We start from the raw sequence: 25,848 nt of genomic DNA on the forward strand, positions 1-25,848 counted from the left end.
CATACAGGTGATGCATATGAAAAAACGGGAAGTGATAGCGTCCGTAAAAGATGAAAAACTGGTGAAAAAACGCCGTAATCAAATGATTAAAGGGGCCATTGCCTTGTTTAAACAAAAAGGATTTCACCGCACGACAACGAGAGAGATCGCGAAAGCCTCGGGGTTTAGCATTGGAACGCTTTATGAATACATTCGCCAAAAAGAAGATGTTTTATATCTTGTCTGTGACCGTATATATGACGAAGTGCGCGAACGGATGGAAAAAGATATCGACACCCATCATGGGACATTGGAAAGCTTTAAATTAGCAATTGCCCGTTATTTTAAAGTCATCGATGATTTGCAAGACGAAGTGCTTGTAATGTATCAAGAAGCAAAATCGCTTAGTAAAGAATCGCTGCCATATGTGCTCAATAAGGAAATACAAATGGTCGCGATGTTTGAAAAAATTTTGCAGACGTGTGTCGACAATGGGGTATTTCAACTAACAGAACAAGAAATTAAATTGTTCGCCCATAACATCTTTGTTCTAGGGCAAATGTGGGCGTTCCGCCGCTGGGCGCTGCAAAAAATGTATACGCTCGATGAATACATTGCATTGCAAACGGAATTGTTGCTAAGGGGAATTATGGAGAAACGGTCATCATGACAAAGGGGGAGAAAGGATGGCGCATATTTACCGTCCAAAACATCATGTTCGTTTTGTGACAGCTTCTAGCTTATTTGACGGACATGACGCATCGATTAACATCATGCGCCGCATTTGCAAGCAAGCGGTGCTGAAGTGATTCATTTAGGACATAATCGTTCCGCTAATGAAATTGTGAACGCCGCTATTCAAGAAGATGTGCAAGGAATTGCGGTATCTTCCTATCAAGGCGGACATATGGAATTTTTCAAATATATGTATGACCTGCTTCAAGAACGTGGCGCTTCCCACATCCGCATTTACGGCGGTGGCGGCGGCGTCATTATTCCAAGGGAAATAAAAGAGTTGCACGAATACGGAATTGCTCGTATTTTTTCGCCGGAAGATGGCCGCAAGCTCGGATTGCAAGGCATGATTAACGTCATGCTCGAAGAATGTGACTTTCCAACCGTAACAGAAATTACCGATGAATTAGAGCGCCTGCCAAAAGGGGATGTTCAGGCGATCGCTCGTTTGATCACGCTATGTGAAAGCCGTGTTGATGTGACGAATGAAGCAGCTGCAGCGATGGAAACAGTGATGGAAAAAGTAAAAGAGCTGACGAAACCGGTGCCAGTTATCGGAATTACCGGTACAGGCGGATCGGGAAAGAGTTCGCTTACCGATGAGCTTGTCCGCCGTTTCTTAAACGAAATACCAGATATTAAAATCGCGATTTTATCGATTGACCCGACGAAACAAAAAACAGGCGGCGCGCTTTTAGGTGACCGCATCCGCATGAATTCGATCAACACACCGCGCGTGTATATGCGCAGTTTAGCGACGCGAAATTCCCGTTCCGAATTGTCGCTTGCGATTAAAGATGCCATCTCGGTCGTCAAAGCGGCAGGGTTTGATTTAATTATCGTCGAAACGAGCGGGATCGGCCAAGGTGATGCGGCGATTACCGAAGTATGTGATATTTCGATGTATGTGATGACAAGTGAATTCGGAGCGCCAACACAGCTGGAAAAAATCGATATGATTGATTATGCGGATTTAATCGTCATTAACAAATTTGAACGAAAAGGCTCCGAAGATGCGAAACGTCAAGTGCAAAAACAATATCAGCGCAGCCATCAATTATTTGATAAAGACCTTTCCGAAATGCCGGTATATGGCACGATTGCGAGTCAATTTAACGACCCGGGAACGAATACGCTATTTGTGGCGCTTGTTGACCTCATTAATCAAAAAGCAGGAACCAATTGGAAAACAAGCTTAAAAACCGTATCGAATGTCGAAAAACATAACGTCATTATTCCGAGCGAACGCCGCTACTATTTGCGCGAAATTACCGAAACCGTTCGCAACTATCATAAACGCGTTGAACGGCAAGTAGAAATCGCGCGCCGCTTATTCCAAATCGAAGGAGCGATTGAAGCGGCAAAAGAGCGCGGTGAAAGCGAAGACGTCATCGCGTCTTTAGAGACGCTCAAACAACATTACGAAAACGAACTAACGCCGGAATCAAAACGAATTCTTGATTCATGGGAAGACTTGAAGGCAAAATACTCCGCAAAACAATTCGTGACTAAAGTTCGCGATAAAGAAATCGTAACGGACTTAACGACCAAAAGTTTATCAGGATTAGATATTCCAAAAGTGGCGCTGCCGAAATTCAAAGACTATGGCGAAATTTTGCGCTGGGTGTATAAAGAAAACGTTCCGGGTTCGTTCCCATATACAGCAGGCGTCTTTCCATTTAAACGGCAGGGAGAAGATCCGAAACGGCAGTTTGCCGGGGAAGGAACGCCAGAACGGACGAACCGTCGCTTCCATTATTTATGTAAAGAAGATAAAGCGAAGCGCCTAAGCACCGCGTTTGACTCGGTAACGCTTTACGGTGAAGACCCAGATTACCGGCCAGACATTTTCGGGAAAATTGGGGAAAGCGGCGTCAGCGTCTGTACGCTCGATGACATGAAAAAATTATATAAAGGCTTTGACTTATGCGACCCGCTAACGTCCGTATCGATGACAATCAACGGTCCAGCACCGATTATTTTAGCGATGTTTATGAATACGGCAATTGACCAGCAAGTCGAAAAGCGGGAAAAAGAGCTAGGCCGTCCGCTTACGAAAGAAGAGTACGAAGAAGTAAAAGCATATACGCTGCAAACGGTGCGCGGTACGGTGCAAGCTGATATTTTAAAAGAAGACCAAGGACAAAATACGTGTATTTTCTCCACCGATTTCGCCTTAAGAATGATGGGCGACATTCAAGAATACTTTATTAAAAATAAAGTTCGCAACTATTACTCTGTTTCGATATCGGGATATCATATCGCCGAAGCAGGAGCAAATCCGATTACACAGCTTGCATTTACGCTTGCCAACGGCTTTACGTATGTCGAATATTATTTAAGCCGCGGCATGAAAATTGATGATTTCGCGCCAAACCTTTCGTTCTTCTTCAGCAACGGCTTAGATCCGGAATATTCGGTTATCGGACGGGTGGCGCGCCGCATTTGGGCGATCGCCATGCGGGAAAAATATGGAGCAAACGAACGCAGTCAAAAGCTGAAATATCATATTCAAACATCAGGCCGGTCGCTTCATGCGCAAGAGATTGATTTTAATGATATCCGCACAACATTGCAAGCGTTAATAGCGATTTATGATAACTGCAACTCGCTGCACACCAATGCCTATGATGAAGCGATCACAACACCGACCGAAGAGTCGGTCCGCCGAGCAATGGCGATTCAGCTAATCATTACGAAAGAATTTGGTCTCGCGAAAAACGAAAACCCGCTTCAAGGCTCTTTCATTATTGAAGAGCTTACCGATTTAGTCGAAGAAGCAGTGTTAAAAGAGTTTGAGCGCCTCAACGACCGCGGCGGCGTGTTAGGCGCGATGGAAATGCAATATCAGCGCGGAAAAATTCAAGACGAATCGATGTATTATGAAATGAAAAAACATAGCGGCGAGCTTCCGATTATTGGAGTAAACACATATCTCAACCCGAACCCGCCGTCTGAAGAAGAGCTGAACAATATACAGCTAGCGCGCGCGACATATGAAGAAAAAGAATTGCAAATTAAGAACTTGCGTGAATTCCAAGAGAGAAATAAAGATAAAGTAGATGCAGCGCTAGAGCGTCTCAAACAAGTCGCGATTAGCGGCGGCAATATTTTCGAAGAGCTAATGGAAACCGTAAAAGTCGCAAGCCTTGGACAAATTACGCGCGCTCTCTATGAAGTTGGCGGTCAATATCGCCGCAATATGTAACGTTGAAAAAAGGAAATCGCTTGCCGATTTCCTTTTTTCATGGCATAAAAAATATGGGTTATGATCTACAATTTCGCTGCAAAACATGCTTTCTACGATTGTCAAAACAATTTTATGAGGAAATTCGCATTTTTTTCAGTAAACATCTAGCATAAACAACGAGAATTTGTTTATAATGAATGGTATGTATTCGAATCGCATTCATCGCCAGTTTACATAGGAAAGGGAGTGCCGAATTTGAGTTTGCAGCAATACTCTCAAGAGGAATTGCGAGAAATGTCGTTTGTGGAACTCGCTAGTCTCGTTTTATCTGAAAAAAGGGAAGCGTTATCGTTCCAACAGCTTGTGAATGAAGTTGCTGCGCTAATTGGTTTATCGGAGCAAGAAGTAAAACAGCGGCTTGCTCAATATTATACAGATTTAAATATTGACGGTCGTTTTATTTGTGTTGGAGAAAATGTCTGGGGTCTGCGCGTTTGGTATCCGTTTGATCAAACAGAAGATGAAACGGTAATGATCGCCAAGCCGAAGAAGAAGAAAAAAGCCCTTGATGATTATGAGGATTACGATGATATTATCGATGATGAAGATATCGATTATGATGATCTTGACGAATATGATGAAGACGAGCTTGATCTTGGTGAAGACGAGCTTCTCGATGATGACGAATTTGATCTCGACGACGACGAGGCGTTTGATGACGAACTTCTTGATGACGATGAATTTGACTTAGGGGATGACGAACTGGACGAAGATTTAGATATAGACGTTCCGGAAGAAGACAAGTAATATTCTCTTGACTTTATCCATGGAACTATGTAAAATCTTATCTGGGCTCTTAAAAACAGACGGTACAAATATATCGCTCCCTTACATATACGTAAGCGGAGCGTTTTTTATTTTTGTATTTGGCACACACTTAAACTGTTATATATATTTCGGCAGGGGGGAACGCAATATGACAAAATATATTTTTGTTACCGGCGGTGTCGTATCATCGTTAGGAAAAGGGATTACGGCGGCGTCGTTAGGCCGGTTATTAAAAAATCGCGGCTTGAACGTAACGATTCAAAAGTTTGACCCATATATCAATGTAGACCCGGGAACGATGAGTCCGTATCAACATGGAGAAGTGTTCGTTACCGACGATGGCGCAGAAACGGACCTCGATTTAGGACACTACGAGCGCTTTATTGATATTAACTTAAATAAATATAGCAACGTAACAACGGGAAAAATTTATTCCGCTGTGATCAAAAAAGAGCGCCGTGGGGATTATTTAGGAGGAACGGTGCAAGTTATTCCGCACATTACGAACGAAATTAAAGAACGAGTATTTCGGGCCGGTCAAGAAACCAATGCGGATGTTGTCATTACGGAAATTGGCGGAACGGTCGGCGATATTGAGTCGTTGCCATTTTTAGAAGCGATTCGCCAAATCAAAAGCGACGTTGGCCGCGACAATGTAATGTACATTCATTGTACGCTTGTTCCATATATTAAAGCGGCTGGCGAAATGAAAACAAAACCAACCCAACATAGCGTAAAAGAACTACGGAGCCTTGGCATTCAACCAAACATCATCGTCGTTCGCACCGAGATGCCAATTTCTCAAGATATGAAAGAGAAAATTGCACTATTTTGTGATATTGATCCGAAAGCGGTCATTGAAGCGCGCGATGCGGATACTTTATACGCCGTTCCGCTTATGCTACAAGAGCAAAAATTAGACCAAATCGTTTGTGAACATTTGAAGTTAGACTGTAAAGAAGCAGACATGACGGAATGGAAGGCGCTTGTCGAAAAAGTGCGCAATTTGTCACGGACAACGAAAATCGCGCTTGTCGGAAAATACGTGGAATTGCAAGATGCGTACATTTCTGTAGTAGAAGCGTTGCGTCATGCCGGATATGCGTTTGACACCGATATTGATATTAAATGGATTAACTCCGAGCATGTAAATAAGGAAAACGTAGCCGACTTATTGAGCGATGCGGACGGCATTCTCGTGCCAGGCGGATTTGGCGACCGCGGCATTGAAGGGAAAATTGAAGCGATTCGTTACGCGCGCGAGCAGAAAGTTCCATTCCTCGGAATTTGTCTCGGAATGCAGCTTGCTTCGATTGAGTTTGCCCGCAATGTAGTGGGGCTGAAAGAAGCTCATTCCGCTGAATTTGACCCGAATACACCTCATCCAATTATCGATTTATTGCCGGAACAAAAGGATATAGAAGATTTAGGCGGAACGCTTCGACTAGGTCTTTATCCTTGCAAATTGTCAGAAGGAACGCTTGCCTACGAAGCATATCAAGATGAAGTCATTTATGAACGCCATCGCCATCGTTATGAATTCAACAATCAATATCGTCAAATAATGGAACAGTACGGATTCGTCTTTTCCGGTACAAGTCCGGACGGCCGTCTCGTCGAAATTATTGAGCTAAAAGATCATCCTTGGTTCGTCGCTGTCCAATTCCATCCGGAATTTACATCACGGCCGACAAGACCGCAGCCATTGTTCCGTGATTTTATTAAAGCATCATTAAAACAATAACTGTGGTTGCACAAAAAAAGGACTATCTTCCGCATAGGTTAGATAGTCCTTTATTATTTACTCGTATTCTTCTAAAATGTCATAAATGGTAAGCAACAGACAATAGTATGCAAACGAGGCTGTAATGACCGTCGGGAAGCCAATGCGGCTGCCGTCGTCTTTCGGAACGATCGGCTTTAGCAATTTGCTATCGATATGGACATCGACAATGTCAACTAGTGACGGTTGCTCGTCTTTGACCACAGCGGAAATGGCGGCAATTTCAAGATCTTGTTCTTTTAATCGTTCGGCAAGACTGATGGCGTCTTTATCATTGGAAAATCGCGCAATCAATAAAACGCGATCCGTTTCATCGATATCATTGCGAAGATGTCCATTTTCTATTAAGCGTACTGCTTTTGGAAGCTTATCTTGTCCGCAGAGAGCCTCGATGACAACGGCTTCCATTTCGTGAAATCCGTGAAGCAAAATGCGTCCGTCTCCGATGATCGCCTGTGCGAGCAGACGCGCTCCATCCTCGAATGCCATTTCTTCTTCGGCAATTTTTTTCAAATAACCGATCATTTGAGTCGTAAAAATTTTCACTGTTCGTCCTCCTTTCGTTGCTATTATATAATAAAATGATTTGCCAATTGGAATTTATCCAAATGCAAAAAATTTGGCAGGAAAATAACTGAACGATGCGAAACTAATAACATGGAAGAAAAACAAAGAATTGAGGTGCATAATAGAGATGGGCAGTAAAATTTTAATTGTTGATGATCAATACGGGATTCGCATTTTGTTAAATGAAGTGTTTCAAAGAGAAGGATATACGACATATCAAGCCGCTAATGGCATGCAAGCGCTGGAAATTGTCCGCAAACATCAACCCGATTTAGTGTTATTAGATATGAAAATTCCTGGAATGGATGGAATTGAAATATTAAAGCGATTAAAAGAAATTGATCCAGATATTAAAGTGATTATTATGACTGCTTACGGAGAACTCGATATGATTCAGGAAACAAAAGAATTAGGCGCGATTATGCATTTTGCGAAACCGTTTGATATCGATGATTTGCGCGAGGCAGTAAAAAAGCATTTAGTTTCGTAAGAAAGTTGTCATAGTTTGCTCTAAGTTACAATGTTGCTGTTTTGTTTATAAGTTGGTATGCTTATTAACGTAAGACTATTGACGCCTTTCATACATATCCCCCGTTGGAATGACGCATAGCTATATTGAAGAAAGGCGAAGACGTTAAAGCATAAGGAGGATTTTACTATGCCTTTAGTATCCATGAAAGAAATGCTTAATAAAGCGTTGAAAGAAAAATACGCTGTCGGTCAATTCAACATTAATAACTTAGAATGGACGCAGGCGATTTTAGCCGCGGCAGAAGAAGAAAAGTCACCGGTGATTCTCGGAGTGTCTGAAGGCGCGGCGCGTTATATGAGCGGTTTTAAAACGGTAGTAAATATGGTTAAAGGATTAATGGAAGATATGAATATTACCGTTCCGGTAGCGATTCATCTTGACCATGGTTCTAGCTTCGAAAAATGTAAAGAAGCAATCGATGCTGGTTTTACCTCTGTCATGATTGACGCCTCCCATCATCCATTTGAAGAAAACGTCAAAATCACCTCTCAAGTGGTGGAATATGCTCATGCACGCGGTGTATCGGTAGAAGCAGAATTAGGTACGGTCGGCGGCCAAGAAGATGATGTTATTGGGAAAGACATTATTTATGCGGATCCGAAAGAATGTGAAGAATTAGTCAAACGGACGGGAATTGACTGCTTGGCTCCTGCATTAGGTTCTGTGCACGGTCCGTACAAAGGGGAGCCAAAATTAGGTTTTGCGGAAATGGAACAAATTCGTGATCTAACTGGCATTCCGCTCGTGCTTCACGGTGGTACAGGCATCCCAACAGAACAAATTCAACGTGCTATTTCTCTCGGTACATCCAAAATTAACGTCAATACAGAAAACCAAATGGCATTTACAAAAGTCGTCCGCGAATTGTTAGCGAAAGACGAAAAAGTATATGACCCTCGCAAAATTATCGGTCCTGGCCGCGATGCGATTAAAGCGACAGTAATCGGGAAAATGCGCGAGTTTGGTTCTTCCGGAAAAGCAGTCCAATAACATTTTCATTGGTAAAAAAGGAAAAACCGCCTAACGGAACAACGAACGTTGTGACGTTATCGCGGTTTCCTTTTCTTGCCCCATCAATGATAAGGGAGGATATCGCTATGAAATTTTTTATCGATACGGCAAATTTAGAAGAAATTAAAAAAGCGAATGAGCTTGGGATTTTAGCCGGTGTGACGACAAACCCTAGTCTTGTTGCGAAAGAAAATGTCCCATTCCATGATCGTCTTCGCGAAATTACGTCCATTGTTTCTGGGTCGGTTAGCGCGGAAGTGATTTCCACGGATGCAGAAGGAATGATCGAAGAAGGCGAAGAACTAGCAAAAATTGCCCCGAACATTACGATTAAAGTGCCGATGACAAAAGAAGGGCTTAAAGCGGTAAAGGTATTTAGCGAAAAAGGGATTAAAACGAACGTTACATTAATTTTTACAGCAAACCAAGCACTATTAGCAGCACGTGCCGGAGCAACATACGTGTCTCCATTTCTTGGTCGTCTAGACGATATCGGTCATAACGGTTTTGAACTCATTTCCACCATCGCCGACATTTTTAATATCCACGGAATCGATACAGAAATTATCGCTGCCTCCATTCGTCATCCGCTTCATGTAACGGAAGCTGCACTAAGAGGAGCGCATATCGCTACTGTTCCGTACAAAGTATTAATGCAATTGTTTAACCATCCGTTGACGGATCAAGGAATTGAAAAGTTTTTAGCAGATTGGAATCGGCAAAAATAGAAGTCAACTTCTCGTTAAAAAAGAAGGGAGACTATAATGGAAAAAATCAAAATTATCGGCGGTGATCCGCTGCAGGGAACGATCAAGGTAAGCGGCGCAAAAAATAGCGCCGTTGCCCTCATCCCTGCTACGATTCTCGCTGATTCACCGGTTACAATCGAAGGATTGCCGGACATTTCTGATGTGCGAATTTTAGGCGACTTAATTAAAGAGATTGGCGGAACGTTCCATTTCGATGGCAAAAAAGCGGTCATCGATCCGACCAATATGGTACCGATGCCGCTGCCGAATGGAAAAGTAAAAAAATTGCGTGCTTCGTATTATTTAATGGGAGCAATGCTTGGTCGTTTTAAAAAAGCGGTTGTCGGGCTGCCAGGAGGCTGCCATCTAGGTCCGCGCCCGATTGACCAGCATATTAAAGGCTTTGAGGCGCTAGGAGCGAAAGTAACGAACGAGCAAGGTGCGATTTATTTGCGCGCGGAGGAATTGCGAGGTGCCCGTATTTTTTTAGATGTGGTAAGCGTAGGGGCAACGATTAACATCATGTTGGCCGCGGTGCGCGCCAAAGGCCGGACGATTATTGAAAACGCTGCAAAAGAGCCGGAAATTATTGATGTGGCGACATTGCTTTCCAACATGGGAGCAAAAATTAAAGGCGCCGGAACCGATGTCATTCGCATCGACGGTGTTGAGAAATTATCAGGATGTCGTCATTCGATTATTCCGGACCGCATTGAGGCTGGTACATATATGATTGCTGCGGCAGCGATGGGGAAGGAAGTAATCGTCGATAACGTTATTCCTCAGCACGTTGAATCATTGACCGCAAAATTACGCGAAATGGGCGTGCATGTGGAAACGAGCGACGATCAAATCCTTGTTTCTAGTGTACCAGCTTTAAAAGCAGTAGATGTGAAAACGCTTGTTTATCCTGGTTTTCCAACCGATTTACAGCAACCGTTTACAGCGCTTTTAACAAAAGCGCAAGGGACAAGCATTGTGACTGATACGATTTATAGAGCCCGCTTTAAGCATGTCGATGAGCTCCGTAGAATGAATGCGAACATAAAGGTGGAAGGCTGTTCCGCCATTATTACCGGTCCGGTTCGGCTGCAAGGCGCAAAAGTGAAAGCGAGTGATTTACGCGCAGGCGCGGCGCTTGTGGTTGCAGGTTTAATGGCAGAAGGGCTTACGGAAATTGCGGGAGTAGAACATATTGACCGCGGATATAGCAATCTTGTCGAAAAGTTAACCAACATAGGCGCAACGATTTGGCGAGAAAAAATGACGGATGAAGAGATTGAACAAGTCAAAAATGCGTAAGCGACAAAGGGGAAGGGGGAAGTTCCGATGGAAAGAAGTTTAACAATGGAACTTGTTCGTGTCACGGAAGCAGCTGCTCTCGCCGCCGCCAGATGGATGGGGCGAGGCAAAAAGAACGAGGCAGACGAAGCAGCAACAACGGCCATGCGCAATGTATTTGATACCGTTCCGATGAAGGGAACGGTCGTCATCGGTGAAGGAGAAATGGACGAAGCACCGATGTTATATATCGGAGAAAAGCTCGGCAACGGCTATGGACCTCGTGTGGATGTTGCAGTAGATCCGCTAGAAGGAACAAATATCGTTGCTTCCGGCGGTTGGAACGCATTAGCGGTCGTTGCGGTGGCGGACCATGGCAATTTGCTTCACGCTCCTGACATGTACATGGATAAAATCGCCGTCGGTCCTGAAGCGGTCGGAATGATTGATATTGAAGCACCGGTGATTGATAATTTAAAAGCGGTTGCAAAAGCGAAAAACAAAGATATTGAAGATGTCGTTGCCGTCGTATTAAACAGACCGCGCCATGAACGGCTCATCGCTGAGCTAAGAGAAGCGGGAGCGCGCATTAAGCTGATCAATGACGGCGATGTTGCCGCTGCGATTAATACCGCATTTGACCATACAGGTGTAGATATTTTGTTCGGTTCTGGCGGGGCGCCGGAAGGAGTATTGGCTGCGGTAGCGCTGAAATGTTTGGGAGGAGAAATTCAAGGAAAATTATTGCCGCAAAATGAACAGGAAGTAGAACGATGCAAAAAAATGGGGATTGATGTAACGAAAGTGCTTCGCATGGAAGATTTGGTGAAAGGCGACGACGCTATTTTTGCTGCAACTGGCGTAACAGATGGGGAATTGTTGCGAGGCGTTCAATTTAAAGGTGCATATGGCGAAACTCACTCCGTTGTGATGCGTGCGAAATCAGGAACCGTTCGTTTTATTGAAGGGCGGCACAGCTTGAAGAAAAAACCAAATTTAGTCATCAAGTAAAAGCGAATGCCAGCGGGGCGAAAAAGGTTCAACCTGTCGCCCTTGCTTATTTTATATCACGAAATAAAAAACTGTTGATTAAAAAACGATAAAAAGGGTAAAATAGTCATGCTGCGTGTGCATAAAATAAGCTCTGCCATTTCTACTTCATTTTCAGCCTTCATCGCCTTCTTTTCATCCCATCCGTTTTAAAATTCATAATAAATTGAAGGTTTGGAGTGAGTATGGAAGAACATGAAAAATTGCAAAAGTGTGGTGTCGAAATGGAGTTAACACTTTCTACATTAGAAAATATGAAACTGAAAGAGCTCTATGAGCTTGCTCGCCAATATAAAATTTCTTATTACAGTAAGCTAACAAAAAAAGAGCTTATTTTTGCCATTTTGAAAGCGCGTGCGGAACAAGATGGATTGTTTTTTATGGAGGGCGTGCTTGAAATCATTCAATCAGAAGGATTCGGCTTTTTACGTCCGATCAACTATTCCCCAAGCTCCGAAGATATTTATATTTCCGCGTCACAAATTCGCCGATTTGATTTGCGAAACGGGGATAAAGTGTCTGGAAAAGTGCGTCCTCCAAAAGAAAATGAACGCTATTTCGGATTGCTTCATGTCGAAGCAGTCAATGGCGAAGACCCAGAAGTCGCAAAGGAACGCGTGCACTTCCCGGCATTAACACCTTTATACCCAAATCGACAAATGAAATTAGAAACAACCCCGGACAAGCTATCAACGAGAATTATCGACTTAATTGCCCCGGTCGGATTCGGGCAGCGCGGATTGATTGTAGCTCCTCCAAAAGCGGGAAAAACGATGTTATTAAAAGAAATCGCCAACAGCATCACGACCAATCATCCAGAAGTAGAACTCATTGTTCTCCTCATTGACGAACGTCCAGAGGAAGTAACAGACATCGAGCGGTCGGTCAATGGTGACGTTGTCAGCTCGACGTTTGACGAAGTGCCGGAAAATCATATTAAAGTAGCGGAATTAGTGTTAGAAAGAGCGATGCGTCTTGTCGAACATAAACGAGATGTCGTTATTCTTATGGATAGCATCACTCGTTTAGCACGCGCTTATAACTTAGTCATCCCGCCAAGCGGCCGCACGCTTTCAGGGGGGATTGATCCGGCTGCGTTCCACCGTCCGAAACGGTTTTTCGGAGCGGCCCGCAATATTGAAGAAGGCGGCAGTCTAACGATTTTAGCTACTGCTCTTGTTGATACAGGTTCGCGTATGGATGATGTTATATACGAGGAATTTAAAGGCACCGGAAATATGGAACTCCATCTTGACCGATCGCTGGCGGAGCGGCGTATTTTCCAGCCATCGATATTCGTCGCTCAGGTACGCGTAAAGAAGAGTTGCTCATTCCGAAAGAGCATCTTGAAAAATTATGGGCGATTCGAAAAACAATGTCTGATTCCCCTGATTTTATTGAGCGGTTCTTAAGCAAACTACGTCAAACAAAATCAAACGAAGAATTTTTTGCGATGCTTGATGAAGAATGGAAAAGTAATGGAGCCGTGCGAATTTAATAGAACCGAGGGAAGAAATCGGCAAAAATCACTGGTTGCAAAAGAACATTAAAGTTGTTATAATTTTACCATGTGTGTTTTGACAAACGCCAAAATATGATAAAAATAATGATATACAAACTCTGTTTCGAAATGATACAGGGCAGAAGGAGTGAAGATCATGAAACCAGGAATTCATCCAGAGTACAAAAAAGTAATCGTACGTTGCGCATGTGGAAACGAATTTGAAAGCGGTTCTGTAAAAGATGAATTGCGTGTAGAAATTTGCTCCGAATGTCATCCATTCTTTACAGGACGTCAAAAATTTGTTTCTGCTACAGGACGTGTCGATAAATTCAACAAAAAATACGGCTTGAAATAAGAAAAGCGAAGGCGAGCTGCTTAACCGCGAAGGGCAAATGTTCTTCGCCCGTAGGGGTGCTTGCACCCTGAGGGAGAAGGTTATTTGACCCCGAGCGGTTGCGAGCCGAGCTGGACAATAAGAAAAGCGGAGGGCGCTTAAGCGTCTATCACGTCCTAACGAATTTCATGAAAAACAGGCAAGCGGCTGATTCTTGCCTGTTTTTTTATGGGCAAACAAGGTACAATAAAACATACATACGCCGGCAGATGAGAACGAAGGGAGAGGCATTTCATGTATATTATGAAGCAGTCCGGCTGGCTTGAGGTCATTTGCGGAAGCATGTTTTCCGGAAAATCAGAAGAATTGATCCGCCGCGTTCGTCGCGCGACATTTGCCAAACAAGAAGTGAAAGTATTTAAACCGACCATTGATAATCGTTATAGCGACGAAGCGGTTGTATCGCATAACGGCAATTCGGTGATCGCCATTCCTGTTTCCTCGCCGAAAGAAATTTTTGAGCATATTTCAGAAAAAACAGACGTTATTGCTATCGACGAAGTGCAGTTTTTTTCCGATGACATTATCGATGTCGTGCAGACGCTGGCAGACCGCGGCTATCGCGTCATTGTCGCGGGGTTGGACCAAGATTTCCGTGGCGAACCGTTTGGACCTGTACCAACGTTAATGGCGATTGCCGAATCAGTCACAAAACTGCAAGCGGTATGCACGGTATGCGGTTCCCCTGCAAGCCGGACGCAGCGGCTCATTAACGGCGTTCCGGCCTCTTATGATGATCCGGTGATTTTAGTAGGCGCCAGCGAGGCATACGAACCACGCTGCCGCCATCATCATGAAGTTCCCGGCAAACCGAGGAAAACGGATAAAACAAACCATCATTTCGCCCGTTAAACGGTGAATCCTACCATCTATATTTTTGGGAATGCGGGAAAACCTAACAGCAGGGAGGCGACAAATGATGTGAAACTTACAGAAGAGAAGGCGTGAAAGCCCACTTCTTTAGTGGTGGGATGAAACGCCTTTATTTTTTAAATCATTCATTTTTGTTGGATTTTGTTGGGACAACTGATACAATCAACGTATGAGACAAGAATACAGACGTACCAAAACCACCGTTTCTCTCATCCACTACCACTTTGTTTTCTGCCCGCGCTATCGAAGAAAGATATGAACAGGTCCAGTGGAAATTCGGTTTAAAGAACTTGTCCAAGAGATTTGTTCCAAACATCATTGGAACATCCTTGCCATGGAAGTGATGCCAGACCATTGCCATTTGTTCTTCAACTGCCTTCCTACGGATTCCCCATCAGGCATCATGGCCAAAGTGAAAGGAGTGACTTCTCGGATTTTAAGGCAAGAATTTCCCCATCTTGCTCATTTGCCTATCCTATGAACACGTTCCTTCTTTGTCAGCACCGCAGGAAATGTATCCAGTGAAACCATCAAACGATAGGTGGAAGAACAAAAAACAAGGGGGTGAAACGGTGCAAGCATTGACGATTAACATTCGACTCTTTCCAGATAACCCTGAACTGCTTCGTCAGTTGAGCAGAGAATATATCCAAACAGTCAATGCTTTAACCGAACGAGCCGAGAAAGAAGGTTCTTTCCCAAAAGTAACGACAAAAGATGTGAACGCCCATCTTCCTTCGGCTGTTCTGAATCAAGCGATTCGTGACGCGAAAAGTGTATCCAAGAAGATGAAAAAAGAAGGGAAGCGCCCCATCCTCAAAAAACCGGTATATTTCGTAAATAATCAAAACTATACCATTGGCGAGCAAATGATCGCGTTTCCGATTATGTTGGATGGAAAAACGAGAAAAACAAGATTTCGAGCGATCGTGACAGAGCGGGACAATAACCTGATCCAACATGCCAAACTTGGACTGATGCGCATTGTGGAAAAGAGTGGGAAGTGGTATGCACAAGTTTCGCTAAGCATCCCTGTGACCAAAAAGAAAAATGAAAAGGTCATGGGGGTGGATCTCGGGCTAAAAGTTCCCGCGGTAGCGGTGACTTCGAATGGAAAAAACCCGTTTCTTCGGAAATGGAAGGCAAAACAAATATATTCGCCGTAAATATCAACAAAGAAGGAGAAAGTTAGGGAAACTGAAGAAGTTGTCCGCTATTCGTAAAATGAACAATAAAGAGCAGCGCATTATGAAAGACATCAACCACAAAATCAGCCGCCAGATTGTCAACATGGCAATCAAGGAAGATGTCTCCGTTATTAAACTGGAAAAGCTGACGAACATTCGTCAGACGGCAAGAACAAGCCGTAAAAACGAAAAGCACTTGCATACATGGAGTTTTTATCAGCTTTCAAGATTTATTGAATACAAAGCTAAGTTAGCTGGAATTTCGGTCGTGTATGTAGACCCGAAATACACTTCTCAACATTGTCCGCAATGCGGAACAAAAAATAAAGCCAGAGACCGCAAGTATGTATGTAGGTGTGGGTACATCGCGCATCGGGATCGAGTGGGTGCGTTAAATATCATGAAAGCACCTGTGGCAGATGGAGTAGCGTAAGCGAAAGTCTGCCAGCCTACGGAGCTATAGGCTCTGCCGTAGGACGGGGTGATGGCACACCCCTGAACTTGGGGGAACTACGGATACCAGAAATGGACTTCCGACTACCACCCAAGAATCCCACGACTTTAGTCGGGCGGAGTGTCAAAAACCTGGGTCTGTTTGGATGAACGGAAACGATATGTACGTGACGGTTCACGTTCCTTCCTCGATGTCAGAGGAAAAACGGCAAAAAGAACAGAAACGGATTCATCAGTTGCTCACAAAAGCCATTCCGACGTACGATATTCATGTGCGTTTAGATTAAGGATTCATCTTCTGAGAAGAAGATGGATCTTTTTCTTCATCAAATATTGTAATTTGATGGTTAGTTATGCTTTTTTATACGTTTTTGATTAAAAAAGAAAAATTTGGCTAAATTCGACGGAAAAGAGGTATCCAATTTATTATATGTCGAGAATACACCTAAATTGATATAATTGAATGTAGGAATATACATAATGGTGTCGAATAAAATGTCCTTTAGATGACTTTGACAACTTTTTGGTTAGGTGGGTAATATGAATATTCATAAATTCGTGATGCCGGAGATCATTTTTGGGAATGGTGCTATTGAGCATGTAGGGGAAAGCTGTTTGCGGCTTGGAGCAACTAATGTTTTAATTGTCAGTGACCCAGGAGTGATCGAAGCCGGATGGTTGGATGTCGTCGTAAAAGCTGCAAACAGGCGAATTTAAAATACACGATATTTCACGATGTAACGGTTAACCCAAAAGATATCGAAGTGGAAAAAGGATGCAAAGTTTACATAGAAAATGAATGTGATGCGATCATAGGAATTGGTGGAGGAAGTCCTTTAGATGTGGCGAAGGCCATTGCCATTTTGGCCACCAATGGAGGAAAGATTCACGATTATGAAGGGGTGGACAAAATCAGAAACCCATTGCCTCCACAAGTGATGATTCCTACAACGGCTGGATCAGGTTCTGAAGTATCACAATTTTCCGTCATCGTAGATACATTAGGACAAAAAAAGATGACGATTATTTCCAAATCCCTTATTCCAGATATTGCAATTATTGATCCAGAAACATTATCGACAAAAAGCGCCCGTTTAACTGCTTCAACCGGCTTAGATGTTTTAACGCATGGCATTGAATCATACGTAAGTTTAGCCGCAACCCCATTAACCGATGTTCAAGCAAAAAACGCTATTTCTTTAGTATCAGAATATTTGCGTCCATCTGTTGCTTCAAAAATAAACAAAGAAGCGAAGACACATATGGCAATGGCTAGTTTGCAGGCTGGCCTTGCGTTTTCTAACTCCATTTTAGGCGCGGTGCATGCGATGTCGCATGCGGTCGGAGGAAAGTATCCCGTTCTTCACGGCGATATTAATTCTATTTTACTTCCATATGTGATGGATATAATCTATTGGCCAATCCGAAAAAATTTGCGGATATCGCGACATTTCTCGGTATTGATATTCGAGGATTGTCGCACATGGAAGCGGGAAAAAAAGCGATTGAGTATATCAAACAATTAACAATGGAGATTGACGCTCCGCAACGATTATCCGATATAGGATTAGAAAAAGACGAAATACCGCATATGAGTGTCATCGCCCTCCATGATGCTTGTATGATCACCAATCCTCGAGATGTCACAGTAGAAGATATTGAAGAAATATTTAGAAGGGCATGGTAGAGATGGAAGTAGAAGATCGGCAACAAATGATTAACTTATTAACTGGCGTTCAGTCTTCGAAAAAAGTTACTATAACGAATTAAAGAAAACGGTGATTGAGCTCAAAAAGAAAAATATGCAGTTGGAAATTATTAATGATGTAACAAAAAGTTTTAATGTCGATATGTCCATCGATGAAATGTTGAAAAACGTTTTTGATAAGCTGCAAACGATTTTTCCAATCGAAAGAATTAGTTTATCTATGTATGAAAATGAAAAATTGATTTTAACCAATGTTTATCCTCCTCACTCATTATATTTTCCGATTGGATTTGAGTTGTCAAAAGAGCATTCCCTTTATTGGAAAGCAGTTGAATCACTTGAAAAAATCTTTTATCAAGTAGATTCCAATAAAGAAAACTATGAAGACTATATAGAAAATAAAGTATATGAATCTTTAGGAATTCGCAGTGTATTGTTAGTCCCGCTTATTCACAAAGGGAAAGTCATCGGTGTGCTCTGCATAGGAAGCAAAGAAATCATAGAATATGACGAAGATGATTTGACCTTTTTCCAACAGTTTTGTGACCAGTTAGCCGTGTGCATCGAAAATGCTCGTCTTTATAACGAGGTTCTCACTAGCAAAAAAGAGTGGGAGGAAACATTTCGCGCGGTTTCAGAGATGATTTTAGTCGTTGATTTAGAAGGAAATATTTTGAAATATAATGACGCAGCGAAAGATTTTTTCCAACTTCATTTATATCCACGGGAGAAACGAAACTTTCATCAACTTTTATCGTTAGACATCCATAACAGTCCCGTGCTGAAAATGGTTCAAACAAAAAAGCCTGTCTATCAGGAGATTCATTTTCAAAAGCGAGTATGTGAATTGCGTGCTTATCCAGTATTCAATGAAAGTCAACACATCTATGCCATTATTATTTATATTAATGACATTACGGAAAAACTCCGGATTGAAGCGCAATTAGTCCAATCAGGAAAGTTGGCCGCGATCGGAGAGATGGCAGCGGGAATCGCCCATGAATTGAATAACCCATTGACGGCTATTTTAGGCAATGCCCAATTGCTGTTAAGAACAGCAGATGATCGATCCTACAAATTGCTTTCCGATATTTATTCGTGCGGAAAGAGATGTAAAACGATTATCCAAAATTTATTGACTTTCTCAAGGCAAGATGAATATATGTTTGAAGATTGCTCTGTCAATGAAGCGGTGGAGCAAGTGCTAGGGTTAATCGGTGATCAAATTAAGAAACAAAATATCACCATTCAGAAAAAATTAGATCATTCACTGGAATTGATTGAAGGAAATATTCAGCAAATCGGACAAATTGTTTTAAATCTTTTAATTAATGCAAAAGACGCATTGGAAGAGATGGATATTCCAAAAAAAGTCATTTCCATTGAAACAAAATCGGTGACGGAAGACGGCAAAAAGTGGGTGCTTTTATCGGTTCAAGATAACGGCAAAGGAATTGAAGAACAATACTTGCAAGAGATTTTCAATCCTTTCTTTACGACGAAAAGGCCCGGGAAAGGAACGGGACTTGGATTATCCGTCAGCTTAGGAATCGCGCAAGCTCACGGAGGGACCATCGAGGTGATAAGCCATCCTGGAAAAGGAAGTACATTTATGTTAAAGCTGCCGGCAAAGCAATAAACGTGGGAGTGAACAATTAATGCCCAATGTGTTAGTGATTGACGATGAACGAGAAGTATGTACATTTTTTCTTCATTTGTTAGAGGGAAAAGGATATCATGTCAAGTTAGGATGGAACGGCAAAGACTTTTTAAAATTAATTCAACAATATTCATTTGACCTTGCCTTAATTGATGTAAAGCTGCCAGACACAAATGGGTTAGAGCTATTAAAACAGTTAAAAGCCGTTCAACCATCGTGCAAGGTCATTATTATGACGGGATACAGCACTGTGAAGACTGCGGTAGAAGCAATTAAGTATGGCGCAAGTGATTATATTGAGAAGCCATTCGATGATATTGATGAGTTAGAAAAAACTATTGAAGAATTAATGGATAGTGAAATCCATTCGTCTCAACATGATATGTATAAGTTAGCGGAAGCGCTCGGTTTTGTTATCGGAACGAATAAAGAAATGAACGATTTAATCAAGCTTGCTTATAAAATTGCGAAAAAAAACGTAAACGTGTTAATTGAAGGAGAGACCGGAACGGGAAAAGAAGTGCTCGCGCATTTTATTCATCAAGCAAGCATGCGTTATGACCAGCCTTTTATTGGAATCAACTGCGGAGCGCTGTCGGAACGCTGCTTGAAAGCGAATTGTTTGGCCATGAAAAAGGGGCGTTTACGGGAGCGTTGAAAGAAAAGAAAGGGATTTTCGAGATCGCGAACAGAGGGACATTATTTTTGGACGAAATAGGGGAAGCATCCTTAGCTACACAAGTAAAATTATTACGTGTGTTGGAAACAGGAGAGTATATTCGCGTCGGTGGCGAAACCGTCCGTAGAACCAATGCTAGAATTATTGCCGCTTCTCATGTCAATCTCAGTCAGGCGGTAAAAGAAAAAACGTTTCGTGAAGACTTATTATACCGGTTAGATGTAGTAAAATTAACGATCCCTCCTTTAAGAGAACGGATAGATGATTTACCTATTTTGATCAAGCACTTTTTAAAAAAGCTGAATTCTACTCTTATTTTTTCCGACGATGCTATTTTGCAAATGAAACAATATTCATGGCCGGGAAATGTGAGAGAGCTTTTTAACGTCGTAAAAAGAGCGGTGACGTTGGCGGAAGGCGAAACGATGGTCATCACTCCTGATTATCTTCCAGAAAAAATAAGAACGGAAACGAATATATCTTCGATTCCATCAAGTGAAATTAAAAATAACAACGAGATGGATTTAGAATCTTACTTGCAAAACTGGACCGGCTATATTTTATCATTATGGAAAGAAAACAATGAGCGGCTTGATCTTCAACATGTTTTAGATGCCGTAAAAGATTTAGAAACACAGATCGGACGATTTTTCGTTTGGAAAACGTTGAAGGAAACATTAGGAGATAAAAAAGAAGCGGCAGAACGGTTAAACATTACGGTGCGCCAGCTTCGCTATTTACTGAAAGAAAAAGGGACTGCTTTAAAAGAATAAAATTTAAAAGCAGTCCCTTTTTAACATATTATTTTTATTTTTCAGAAAAATCCTTGGGCTTTTGGGCTGTAACTTACCAATAAGTTCTTTGTTTGTTGATAATGGGATAGCATCATTTTATGTGTTTCCCGTCCAAATCCAGATAGTTTATAACCGCCAAATGCAGCATGGGCTGGATACGAGTGATAACAATTCGTCCATACCCTACCAGCTTGAATACCTCTACCAAAACGATAGGCAAGATTAATATTTCGTGTCCAAACTCCTGCGCCTAAGCCATATAATGTATCATTGGCAATTTCTAATGCTTCCTTTTCATCTTTAAATGTAGTAACAGATACAACCGGTCCAAAAATTTCTTCTTGAAAGATTCTCATTTTATTATGACCTTTAAATACAGTCGGCTTAATATAATATCCATTTTCGAATCCTTCAATAATGTTTTTTTCTCCACCGATGAGGCATTCTGCTCCTTCTTGTTTACCAATTTCAATGTAAGAAAGTATTTTTTCCATTTGTTCGGATGAGGCTTGTGCACCCATCATTGTATCAGTATCTAATGGGTTTCCTGTTTTAATATTTTTTACTCTCTCTAACGCTCGTTCCATAAAATCATCATAAATTGATTCATGAATGAGCGCTCGAGATGGGCATGTACATACTTCTCCTTGGTTGAGAGCAAACATCGCAAATCCTTCAATGGCTTTGTCTAAAAATTCGTCTTCTTGATCCATCACGTCAGGGAAAAATATGTTTGGAGATTTGCCGCCTAGCTCAAGAGTAACTGGAATGATATTTTGGGAAGCATATTGCATAATAAGCCGACCTGTTGTCGTTTCTCCGGTAAAGGCGATTTTGGCGATACGTGAACTCGAAGCTAGAGGTTTTCCAGCTTCAAGACCAAATCCATTAACGACATTTAGTACTCCTGGTGGCAATAGATCACCGATAAGTTCCATCAGCACCATAATGGAAGCAGGAGTTTGCTCTGCTGGTTTTAACACAATGCAATTGCCCGCTGCCAGTGCGGGAGCGATTTTCCATGCAGCCATTAATAACGGAAAGTTCCAAGGAATAATTTGTCCAACAACGCCTAACGGTTCATGGAAATGATAAGCTACTGTATCATCATCAATTTGGCTGATCGTGCCTTCCTGGGCGCGGATAACTCCGGCAAAGTAACGAAAATGATCAATACATAACGGTAAGTCAGCATTCAATGTTTCTCGAATAGGCTTGCCATTGTCCCACGTTTCAGCTACCGCGAGCATTTCTAGATTAGCCTCAATGCGATCGGCAATTTTATTTAAAATTAACGCTCTTTCCGCTGGAGAAGTTTTTCCCCATGATTCTTTTGCAGCATGGGCAGCGTCTAACGCTAACTCAATATCTTCTGCTTGGGAGCGAGCGACTTCACAAAACACTTCGCCAGTTACAGGGGTGATATTTTCGAAATATTGCCCTCCAATAGGCGGAACCCATTCACCATTAATATAATTATCATATCTTGTTTTAAATTGTACTTTTGCGTCTTTTTCTCCTGGGCGGCTATAAATCATGCTTTTTCCCTCCTATAATGTCATTTTGAATAGGGAGCGGTCAAAAAGACCGTCTCCCGTGTGGATCATATGTTCCATTAACGGTTTACACCGATTGTTAAAACGACCCGGCCGTTAATTTTTCCTTTTTCCATTCTCTCAAATACTTCATTGATTTGTTCTAGTGGAGCGGTTTCTACAATAGGGCGTACTTTTCCTCTCGCAGCGAAATCCAACGCTTCTTGCATATCTTTTCTCGTACCGACGATTGATCCTTTCACCGTAATTCCATTTAATACCGTATCGAAAATAGGGATTGGCAGTTCATCGTTAGGCAATCCAACAACAACAAGGCATCCGCCGCGTCTTACAGATTTATAGGCTTGTTCAAACGCTTTTTTCGTTACGGCAACGCTAATGGCAGCGTGCACTCCGCCTACTTTTTCATGAATAGCTTCTACTGGATCCTCTTTTAGTCCATTAATAGCAATATCCGCCCCTAATTGTTTGGCAAGATCTATTTTTTCATCGCTAATATCGACCGCGACAACGTTGAATCCCATTGCTTTCGCGTATTGAAGAGCAATATGCCCTAATCCTCCGATTCCGTAGATGGCTACCCATTCTCCCGGTTTGGCGTTAGACACTTTTAGCGCTTTGTATGTCGTTACTCCCGCGCAGAGAATTGGCGCGACTTCGACTGGATCTAAATTTTCTGGGATTTTTGCGACATAATCGGCAGGTGCTTTGCAGTATTCCGCATATCCCCCATCGACGGAATATCCACCGTTTAATTGATGTGGGCAAAGTGTTTCTTGCCCGCTCAAGCAATATTCACATTCTCCGCAAGCGGAGTATAGCCATGGGACACCGACACGGTCACCTACTTTAACGGATTTTACTCCTTCTGCTACTTCGACAACAATCCCTACCCCTTCGTGTCCAGGAATTAAAGGCAATTTTGGCTTGACTGGCCAGTCTCCGTGCGCAGCATGCAAATCGGTGTGGCAAACCCCGCAAGCTTCAATTTTGATAAGTACTTCTCCGTAGTTTAGCTTCGGTTTTTCCACCTCTTTAATTTCTAATTTTTGCTTAAATTCATTGACGACTGCTGCTTTCATTCTCCCTACCCCTTTCTAAATTTGAAAAATAGTTTCGCTAATTTACTTTGCAAAAAGTATGCCAATAGAAAAAAACGATTTTTCTATGACCAATATCTATTTTTTGCCGAATTTTTGTTAAAATTGAACGAAATCTCGATGATTTTGACTAATTTTCGTAATATTTATTTTATTTGGCTTGTGAAACTCTCTTATACTATACACACTTTTCTGTTTCATATATTTGGGATATAATAATAAATTAGACTGTGCATCGAAAAACAGAGGTGAAAAACGTGTTTGAACGTCTGGAAGCAGTAGAAGAACGTTATGAAAAATTAAATCAACTGCTAATGGATCCAGAAGTGATTAACGATCCAAAAAAACTTCGCGACTATTCGAAAGAGCAATCGGATTTATCAGAGACGGTACAAACGTATCGCGAATACAAATCGGTCCGCAAGCAGCTGGATGAGGCAAAAGCGATGTTAGAAGAGAAGCTTGATCCAGAAATGCGGGAAATGGTGAAAGAAGAAATTGATGAGTTGGAACAAAAAGAAGAAGAGCTTGTCAATAAGTTAAAAATTCTTCTTCTTCCGAAAGATCCGAACGATGAGAAAAACGTTATTATGGAAATCCGTGCCGCGGCAGGCGGCGAGGAAGCGGCGCTATTTGCCGGCGACTTGTACCGGATGTATACACGCTATGCGGAATCGCAAGGATGGAAAACGGAAGTTATTGAAGCGAGTCCGACCGGGCTTGGAGGATATAAAGAAATTATTTTTACGATTATCGGAAAAGGAGCGTATTCCAAGCTGAAATACGAAAACGGCGCGCACCGAGTGCAGCGCGTCCCGGAAACGGAATCTGGCGGACGTATTCACACATCGACGGCAACGGTTGCTTGTTTGCCGGAAATGGAAGAAATCGAAGTCGAAATTAACGAAAAAGATATTCGCGTCGATACGTTTGCATCGAGCGGACCGGGTGGACAAAGCGTGAACACCACGATGTCGGCGGTTCGTTTGACGCACATTCCAACGGGAATTGTCGTAACGTGCCAAGACGAAAAATCGCAAATTAAAAACAAAGAAAAAGCAATGAAAGTGTTACGCGCCCGCATTTATGACAAATACCAACAAGAAGCGCGCGCGGAATACGATCAGACGCGCAAACAAGCAGTTGGAACAGGGGATCGTTCGGAGCGAATTCGCACGTATAACTTCCCGCAAAACCGTGTGACCGACCATCGCATTGGATTGACGATTCAAAAGCTTGACCAAGTGTTAGACGGCAACCTCGATGAAATTATTGAAGCACTGATATTAGACGATCAATCAAAAAAATTGGAGCAAGCGAACAATGAGCTATAAAATTTACGAAGTCCTCACATGGGCTTCTTCTTTTTTAAAACAACATGGCAAAGAAGAGCGGGCCGCGGAACTATTGCTTTGCCACCATTTGCAAATCACAAGAGCGCAGCTGTTTGCCCGGCTGCGCGATCCAATCGATGAAAACGTGCGCCAATCATTTGAAGCAGATGTTCGTAAGCATGTGTATGAACATGTTCCGGTGCAGCATCTGATCGGTTTGGAACAATTTTACGGCCGGCCGTTTCTCGTCAATCGCAATGTGCTGATCCCCCGCCCGGAAACAGAGGAATTAGTGGAAGGCGTGCTAACCAGAATCACACAATTATTCCCGGGAAATAAAATGATCGATGTGGTCGACGTCGGGACAGGAAGCGGGGCGATTGCGATTACGCTGGCATTAGAAAACGAATCGCTTCGCGTTGCGGCCATCGATATTGCTCCCGAGGCTCTGGAAGTGGCAAGGCGAAATGCGGAACGTCTTGGAGCGGACGTTGCATTTATTTGCGGCGACTTATTGCAGCCCCTTATAGAGGCCAATCGCAAAGTAGACGTTGTCGTTTCCAATCCGCCGTATATTCCGGAGAATGAAATTGCTTCGCTTTCCCCTGTCGTAAAAGATTACGAGCCTTTACGGGCGCTTTCCGGCGGCAAAGACGGCCTTGATTTTTACCGCCGTTTCGCCCGCGAGCTGCCATTCGTATTAAAAGAACGCGCGCTTGTCGCGTTCGAAGTAGGAGCTGGGCAGGGAGAGACGGTCGCGGCAATATTGCGGCAGACGTTTCCACAAGCAGAGGTGGAAGTTGTTTTCGACATTAACGGAAAAGACCGAATGGTATATGCATCATTAGGAAAATAACTTCCAGTACCACCTGGAAGTTATTTTTTTAGATTGATAGAGTTT

At 42.5% G+C, this 25,848-nt stretch carries 17 protein-coding genes and 6 pseudogenes; 20 read left to right on the plus strand and 3 right to left on the minus strand.

What is annotated here, in order from left to right:
- The first annotated feature begins 16 nt into the window (after nucleotides 1-16).
- The 4 genes and pseudogenes from NXM86_RS00520 (at nucleotide 17) to pyrG (ending at nucleotide 6,476) form a co-directional block, all read left to right on the plus strand.
- Nucleotides 17-649 (plus strand): TetR/AcrR family transcriptional regulator, encoded by a 633-nt coding sequence (locus NXM86_RS00520; RefSeq protein ID WP_498958419.1) that lies wholly within the window; start codon nucleotides 17-19, stop codon nucleotides 647-649.
- A 16-nt stretch (nucleotides 650-665) separates the two neighbouring features.
- Nucleotides 666-3,922 (plus strand): annotated as a pseudogene (icmF, locus tag NXM86_RS00525) (fused isobutyryl-CoA mutase/GTPase IcmF).
- A gap of 237 nt (nucleotides 3,923-4,159) precedes the next feature.
- Complete coding sequence (rpoE, locus tag NXM86_RS00530) at nucleotides 4,160-4,711, plus strand: DNA-directed RNA polymerase subunit delta (protein WP_498958420.1); 552 nt, start codon at nucleotides 4,160-4,162, stop codon at nucleotides 4,709-4,711.
- Between the two features lie 169 nt (nucleotides 4,712-4,880).
- Complete coding sequence (pyrG, locus tag NXM86_RS00535) at nucleotides 4,881-6,476, plus strand: CTP synthase (RefSeq protein WP_081188494.1); 1,596 nt, start codon at nucleotides 4,881-4,883, stop codon at nucleotides 6,474-6,476.
- A gap of 57 nt (nucleotides 6,477-6,533) precedes the next feature.
- Here the strand turns inward: pyrG and NXM86_RS00540 are convergent, their stop codons facing one another.
- The gene (locus tag NXM86_RS00540; RefSeq protein ID WP_081188492.1) at nucleotides 6,534-7,061 is read right to left on the minus strand and encodes a DUF2529 domain-containing protein; all 528 of its coding nucleotides are present in this window, start codon (nucleotides 7,059-7,061) and stop codon (nucleotides 6,534-6,536) included.
- 148 nt (nucleotides 7,062-7,209) lie between these two features.
- Between NXM86_RS00540 and NXM86_RS00545 the strand changes: the two genes are divergently transcribed.
- From NXM86_RS00545 to NXM86_RS00610, 14 genes and pseudogenes are all read left to right on the plus strand, one after another.
- Nucleotides 7,210-7,572 carry a response regulator gene (locus NXM86_RS00545; protein ID WP_062678145.1) on the plus strand — a complete coding sequence of 121 codons (363 nt, stop codon included), beginning with the start codon at nucleotides 7,210-7,212 and terminating at the stop codon, nucleotides 7,570-7,572.
- A 168-nt stretch (nucleotides 7,573-7,740) separates the two neighbouring features.
- Entirely contained in the window at nucleotides 7,741-8,604 is an 864-nt protein-coding gene (locus NXM86_RS00550; RefSeq protein WP_015865337.1) for a class II fructose-bisphosphate aldolase, read from the plus strand.
- Between the two features lie 107 nt (nucleotides 8,605-8,711).
- On the plus strand, nucleotides 8,712-9,353 hold the full coding sequence (gene fsa / locus NXM86_RS00555; RefSeq protein ID WP_015865336.1) for a fructose-6-phosphate aldolase: 642 nt from the start codon (nucleotides 8,712-8,714) through the stop codon (nucleotides 9,351-9,353).
- A gap of 36 nt (nucleotides 9,354-9,389) precedes the next feature.
- A complete protein-coding gene (gene murA / locus NXM86_RS00560; protein WP_089098262.1) occupies nucleotides 9,390-10,676 on the plus strand; it encodes a UDP-N-acetylglucosamine 1-carboxyvinyltransferase in 1,287 nt (428 codons plus the stop codon).
- Between the two features lie 27 nt (nucleotides 10,677-10,703).
- Nucleotides 10,704-11,666, plus strand: a complete 963-nt coding sequence (gene glpX / locus NXM86_RS00565; protein ID WP_062754452.1) for a class II fructose-bisphosphatase — start codon at nucleotides 10,704-10,706, stop codon at nucleotides 11,664-11,666.
- A gap of 224 nt (nucleotides 11,667-11,890) precedes the next feature.
- Entirely contained in the window at nucleotides 11,891-13,117 is a 1,227-nt protein-coding gene (gene rho, locus NXM86_RS00570) for a transcription termination factor Rho (protein WP_498958421.1), read from the plus strand.
- A 246-nt stretch (nucleotides 13,118-13,363) separates the two neighbouring features.
- Nucleotides 13,364-13,564, plus strand: a complete 201-nt coding sequence (gene rpmE / locus NXM86_RS00575) for a 50S ribosomal protein L31 (RefSeq protein WP_081188488.1) — start codon at nucleotides 13,364-13,366, stop codon at nucleotides 13,562-13,564.
- Nucleotides 13,565-13,837: 273 nt separating this feature from the next.
- Entirely contained in the window at nucleotides 13,838-14,455 is a 618-nt protein-coding gene (locus NXM86_RS00580; RefSeq protein WP_081188486.1) for a thymidine kinase, read from the plus strand.
- A 190-nt stretch (nucleotides 14,456-14,645) separates the two neighbouring features.
- Nucleotides 14,646-15,017, plus strand: a pseudogene (gene tnpA / locus NXM86_RS00585) (IS200/IS605 family transposase).
- Between the two features lie 31 nt (nucleotides 15,018-15,048).
- Nucleotides 15,049-16,096, plus strand: a pseudogene (locus NXM86_RS00590) (RNA-guided endonuclease InsQ/TnpB family protein).
- Nucleotides 16,097-16,262: 166 nt separating this feature from the next.
- Nucleotides 16,263-16,403 carry a hypothetical protein gene (locus NXM86_RS00595; RefSeq protein ID WP_171698837.1) on the plus strand — a complete coding sequence of 47 codons (141 nt, stop codon included), beginning with the start codon at nucleotides 16,263-16,265 and terminating at the stop codon, nucleotides 16,401-16,403.
- Nucleotides 16,404-16,656: 253 nt separating this feature from the next.
- Nucleotides 16,657-17,803 (plus strand): annotated as a pseudogene (locus NXM86_RS00600) (iron-containing alcohol dehydrogenase).
- 2 nt (nucleotides 17,804-17,805) lie between these two features.
- A pseudogene (locus tag NXM86_RS00605) lies at nucleotides 17,806-19,463 on the plus strand (sensor histidine kinase).
- Between the two features lie 19 nt (nucleotides 19,464-19,482).
- Nucleotides 19,483-20,936, plus strand: a pseudogene (locus NXM86_RS00610) (sigma-54-dependent transcriptional regulator).
- 41 nt (nucleotides 20,937-20,977) lie between these two features.
- On the opposite strand, the gene adh reads toward NXM86_RS00610, so the two are convergent.
- Nucleotides 20,978-22,495 carry an aldehyde dehydrogenase gene (gene adh, locus NXM86_RS00615; protein ID WP_081188478.1) on the minus strand — a complete coding sequence of 506 codons (1,518 nt, stop codon included), beginning with the start codon at nucleotides 22,493-22,495 and terminating at the stop codon, nucleotides 20,978-20,980.
- 77 nt (nucleotides 22,496-22,572) lie between these two features.
- Nucleotides 22,573-23,595 (minus strand): alcohol dehydrogenase AdhP, encoded by a 1,023-nt coding sequence (gene adhP, locus NXM86_RS00620; protein WP_062678137.1) that lies wholly within the window; start codon nucleotides 23,593-23,595, stop codon nucleotides 22,573-22,575.
- A 275-nt stretch (nucleotides 23,596-23,870) separates the two neighbouring features.
- Here adhP and prfA point away from each other — a divergent pair, with 275 nt between their 5' ends.
- Together prfA and prmC are read left to right on the plus strand one after the other, a co-directional pair.
- The gene (gene prfA / locus NXM86_RS00625) at nucleotides 23,871-24,947 is read left to right on the plus strand and encodes a peptide chain release factor 1 (protein ID WP_015865328.1); all 1,077 of its coding nucleotides are present in this window, start codon (nucleotides 23,871-23,873) and stop codon (nucleotides 24,945-24,947) included.
- Complete coding sequence (prmC, locus tag NXM86_RS00630; RefSeq protein WP_498958422.1) at nucleotides 24,937-25,803, plus strand: peptide chain release factor N(5)-glutamine methyltransferase; 867 nt, start codon at nucleotides 24,937-24,939, stop codon at nucleotides 25,801-25,803. Before prfA ends, prmC begins: the two co-directional genes overlap by 11 nt.
- Nucleotides 25,804-25,848: the final 45 nt, after the last annotated feature.

It is taken from the genome of Geobacillus sp. CX412 (genome assembly GCF_027942335.1).
Taxonomy (GTDB): Bacteria; Bacillota; Bacilli; order Bacillales; family Anoxybacillaceae; genus Parageobacillus_B; species Parageobacillus_B toebii.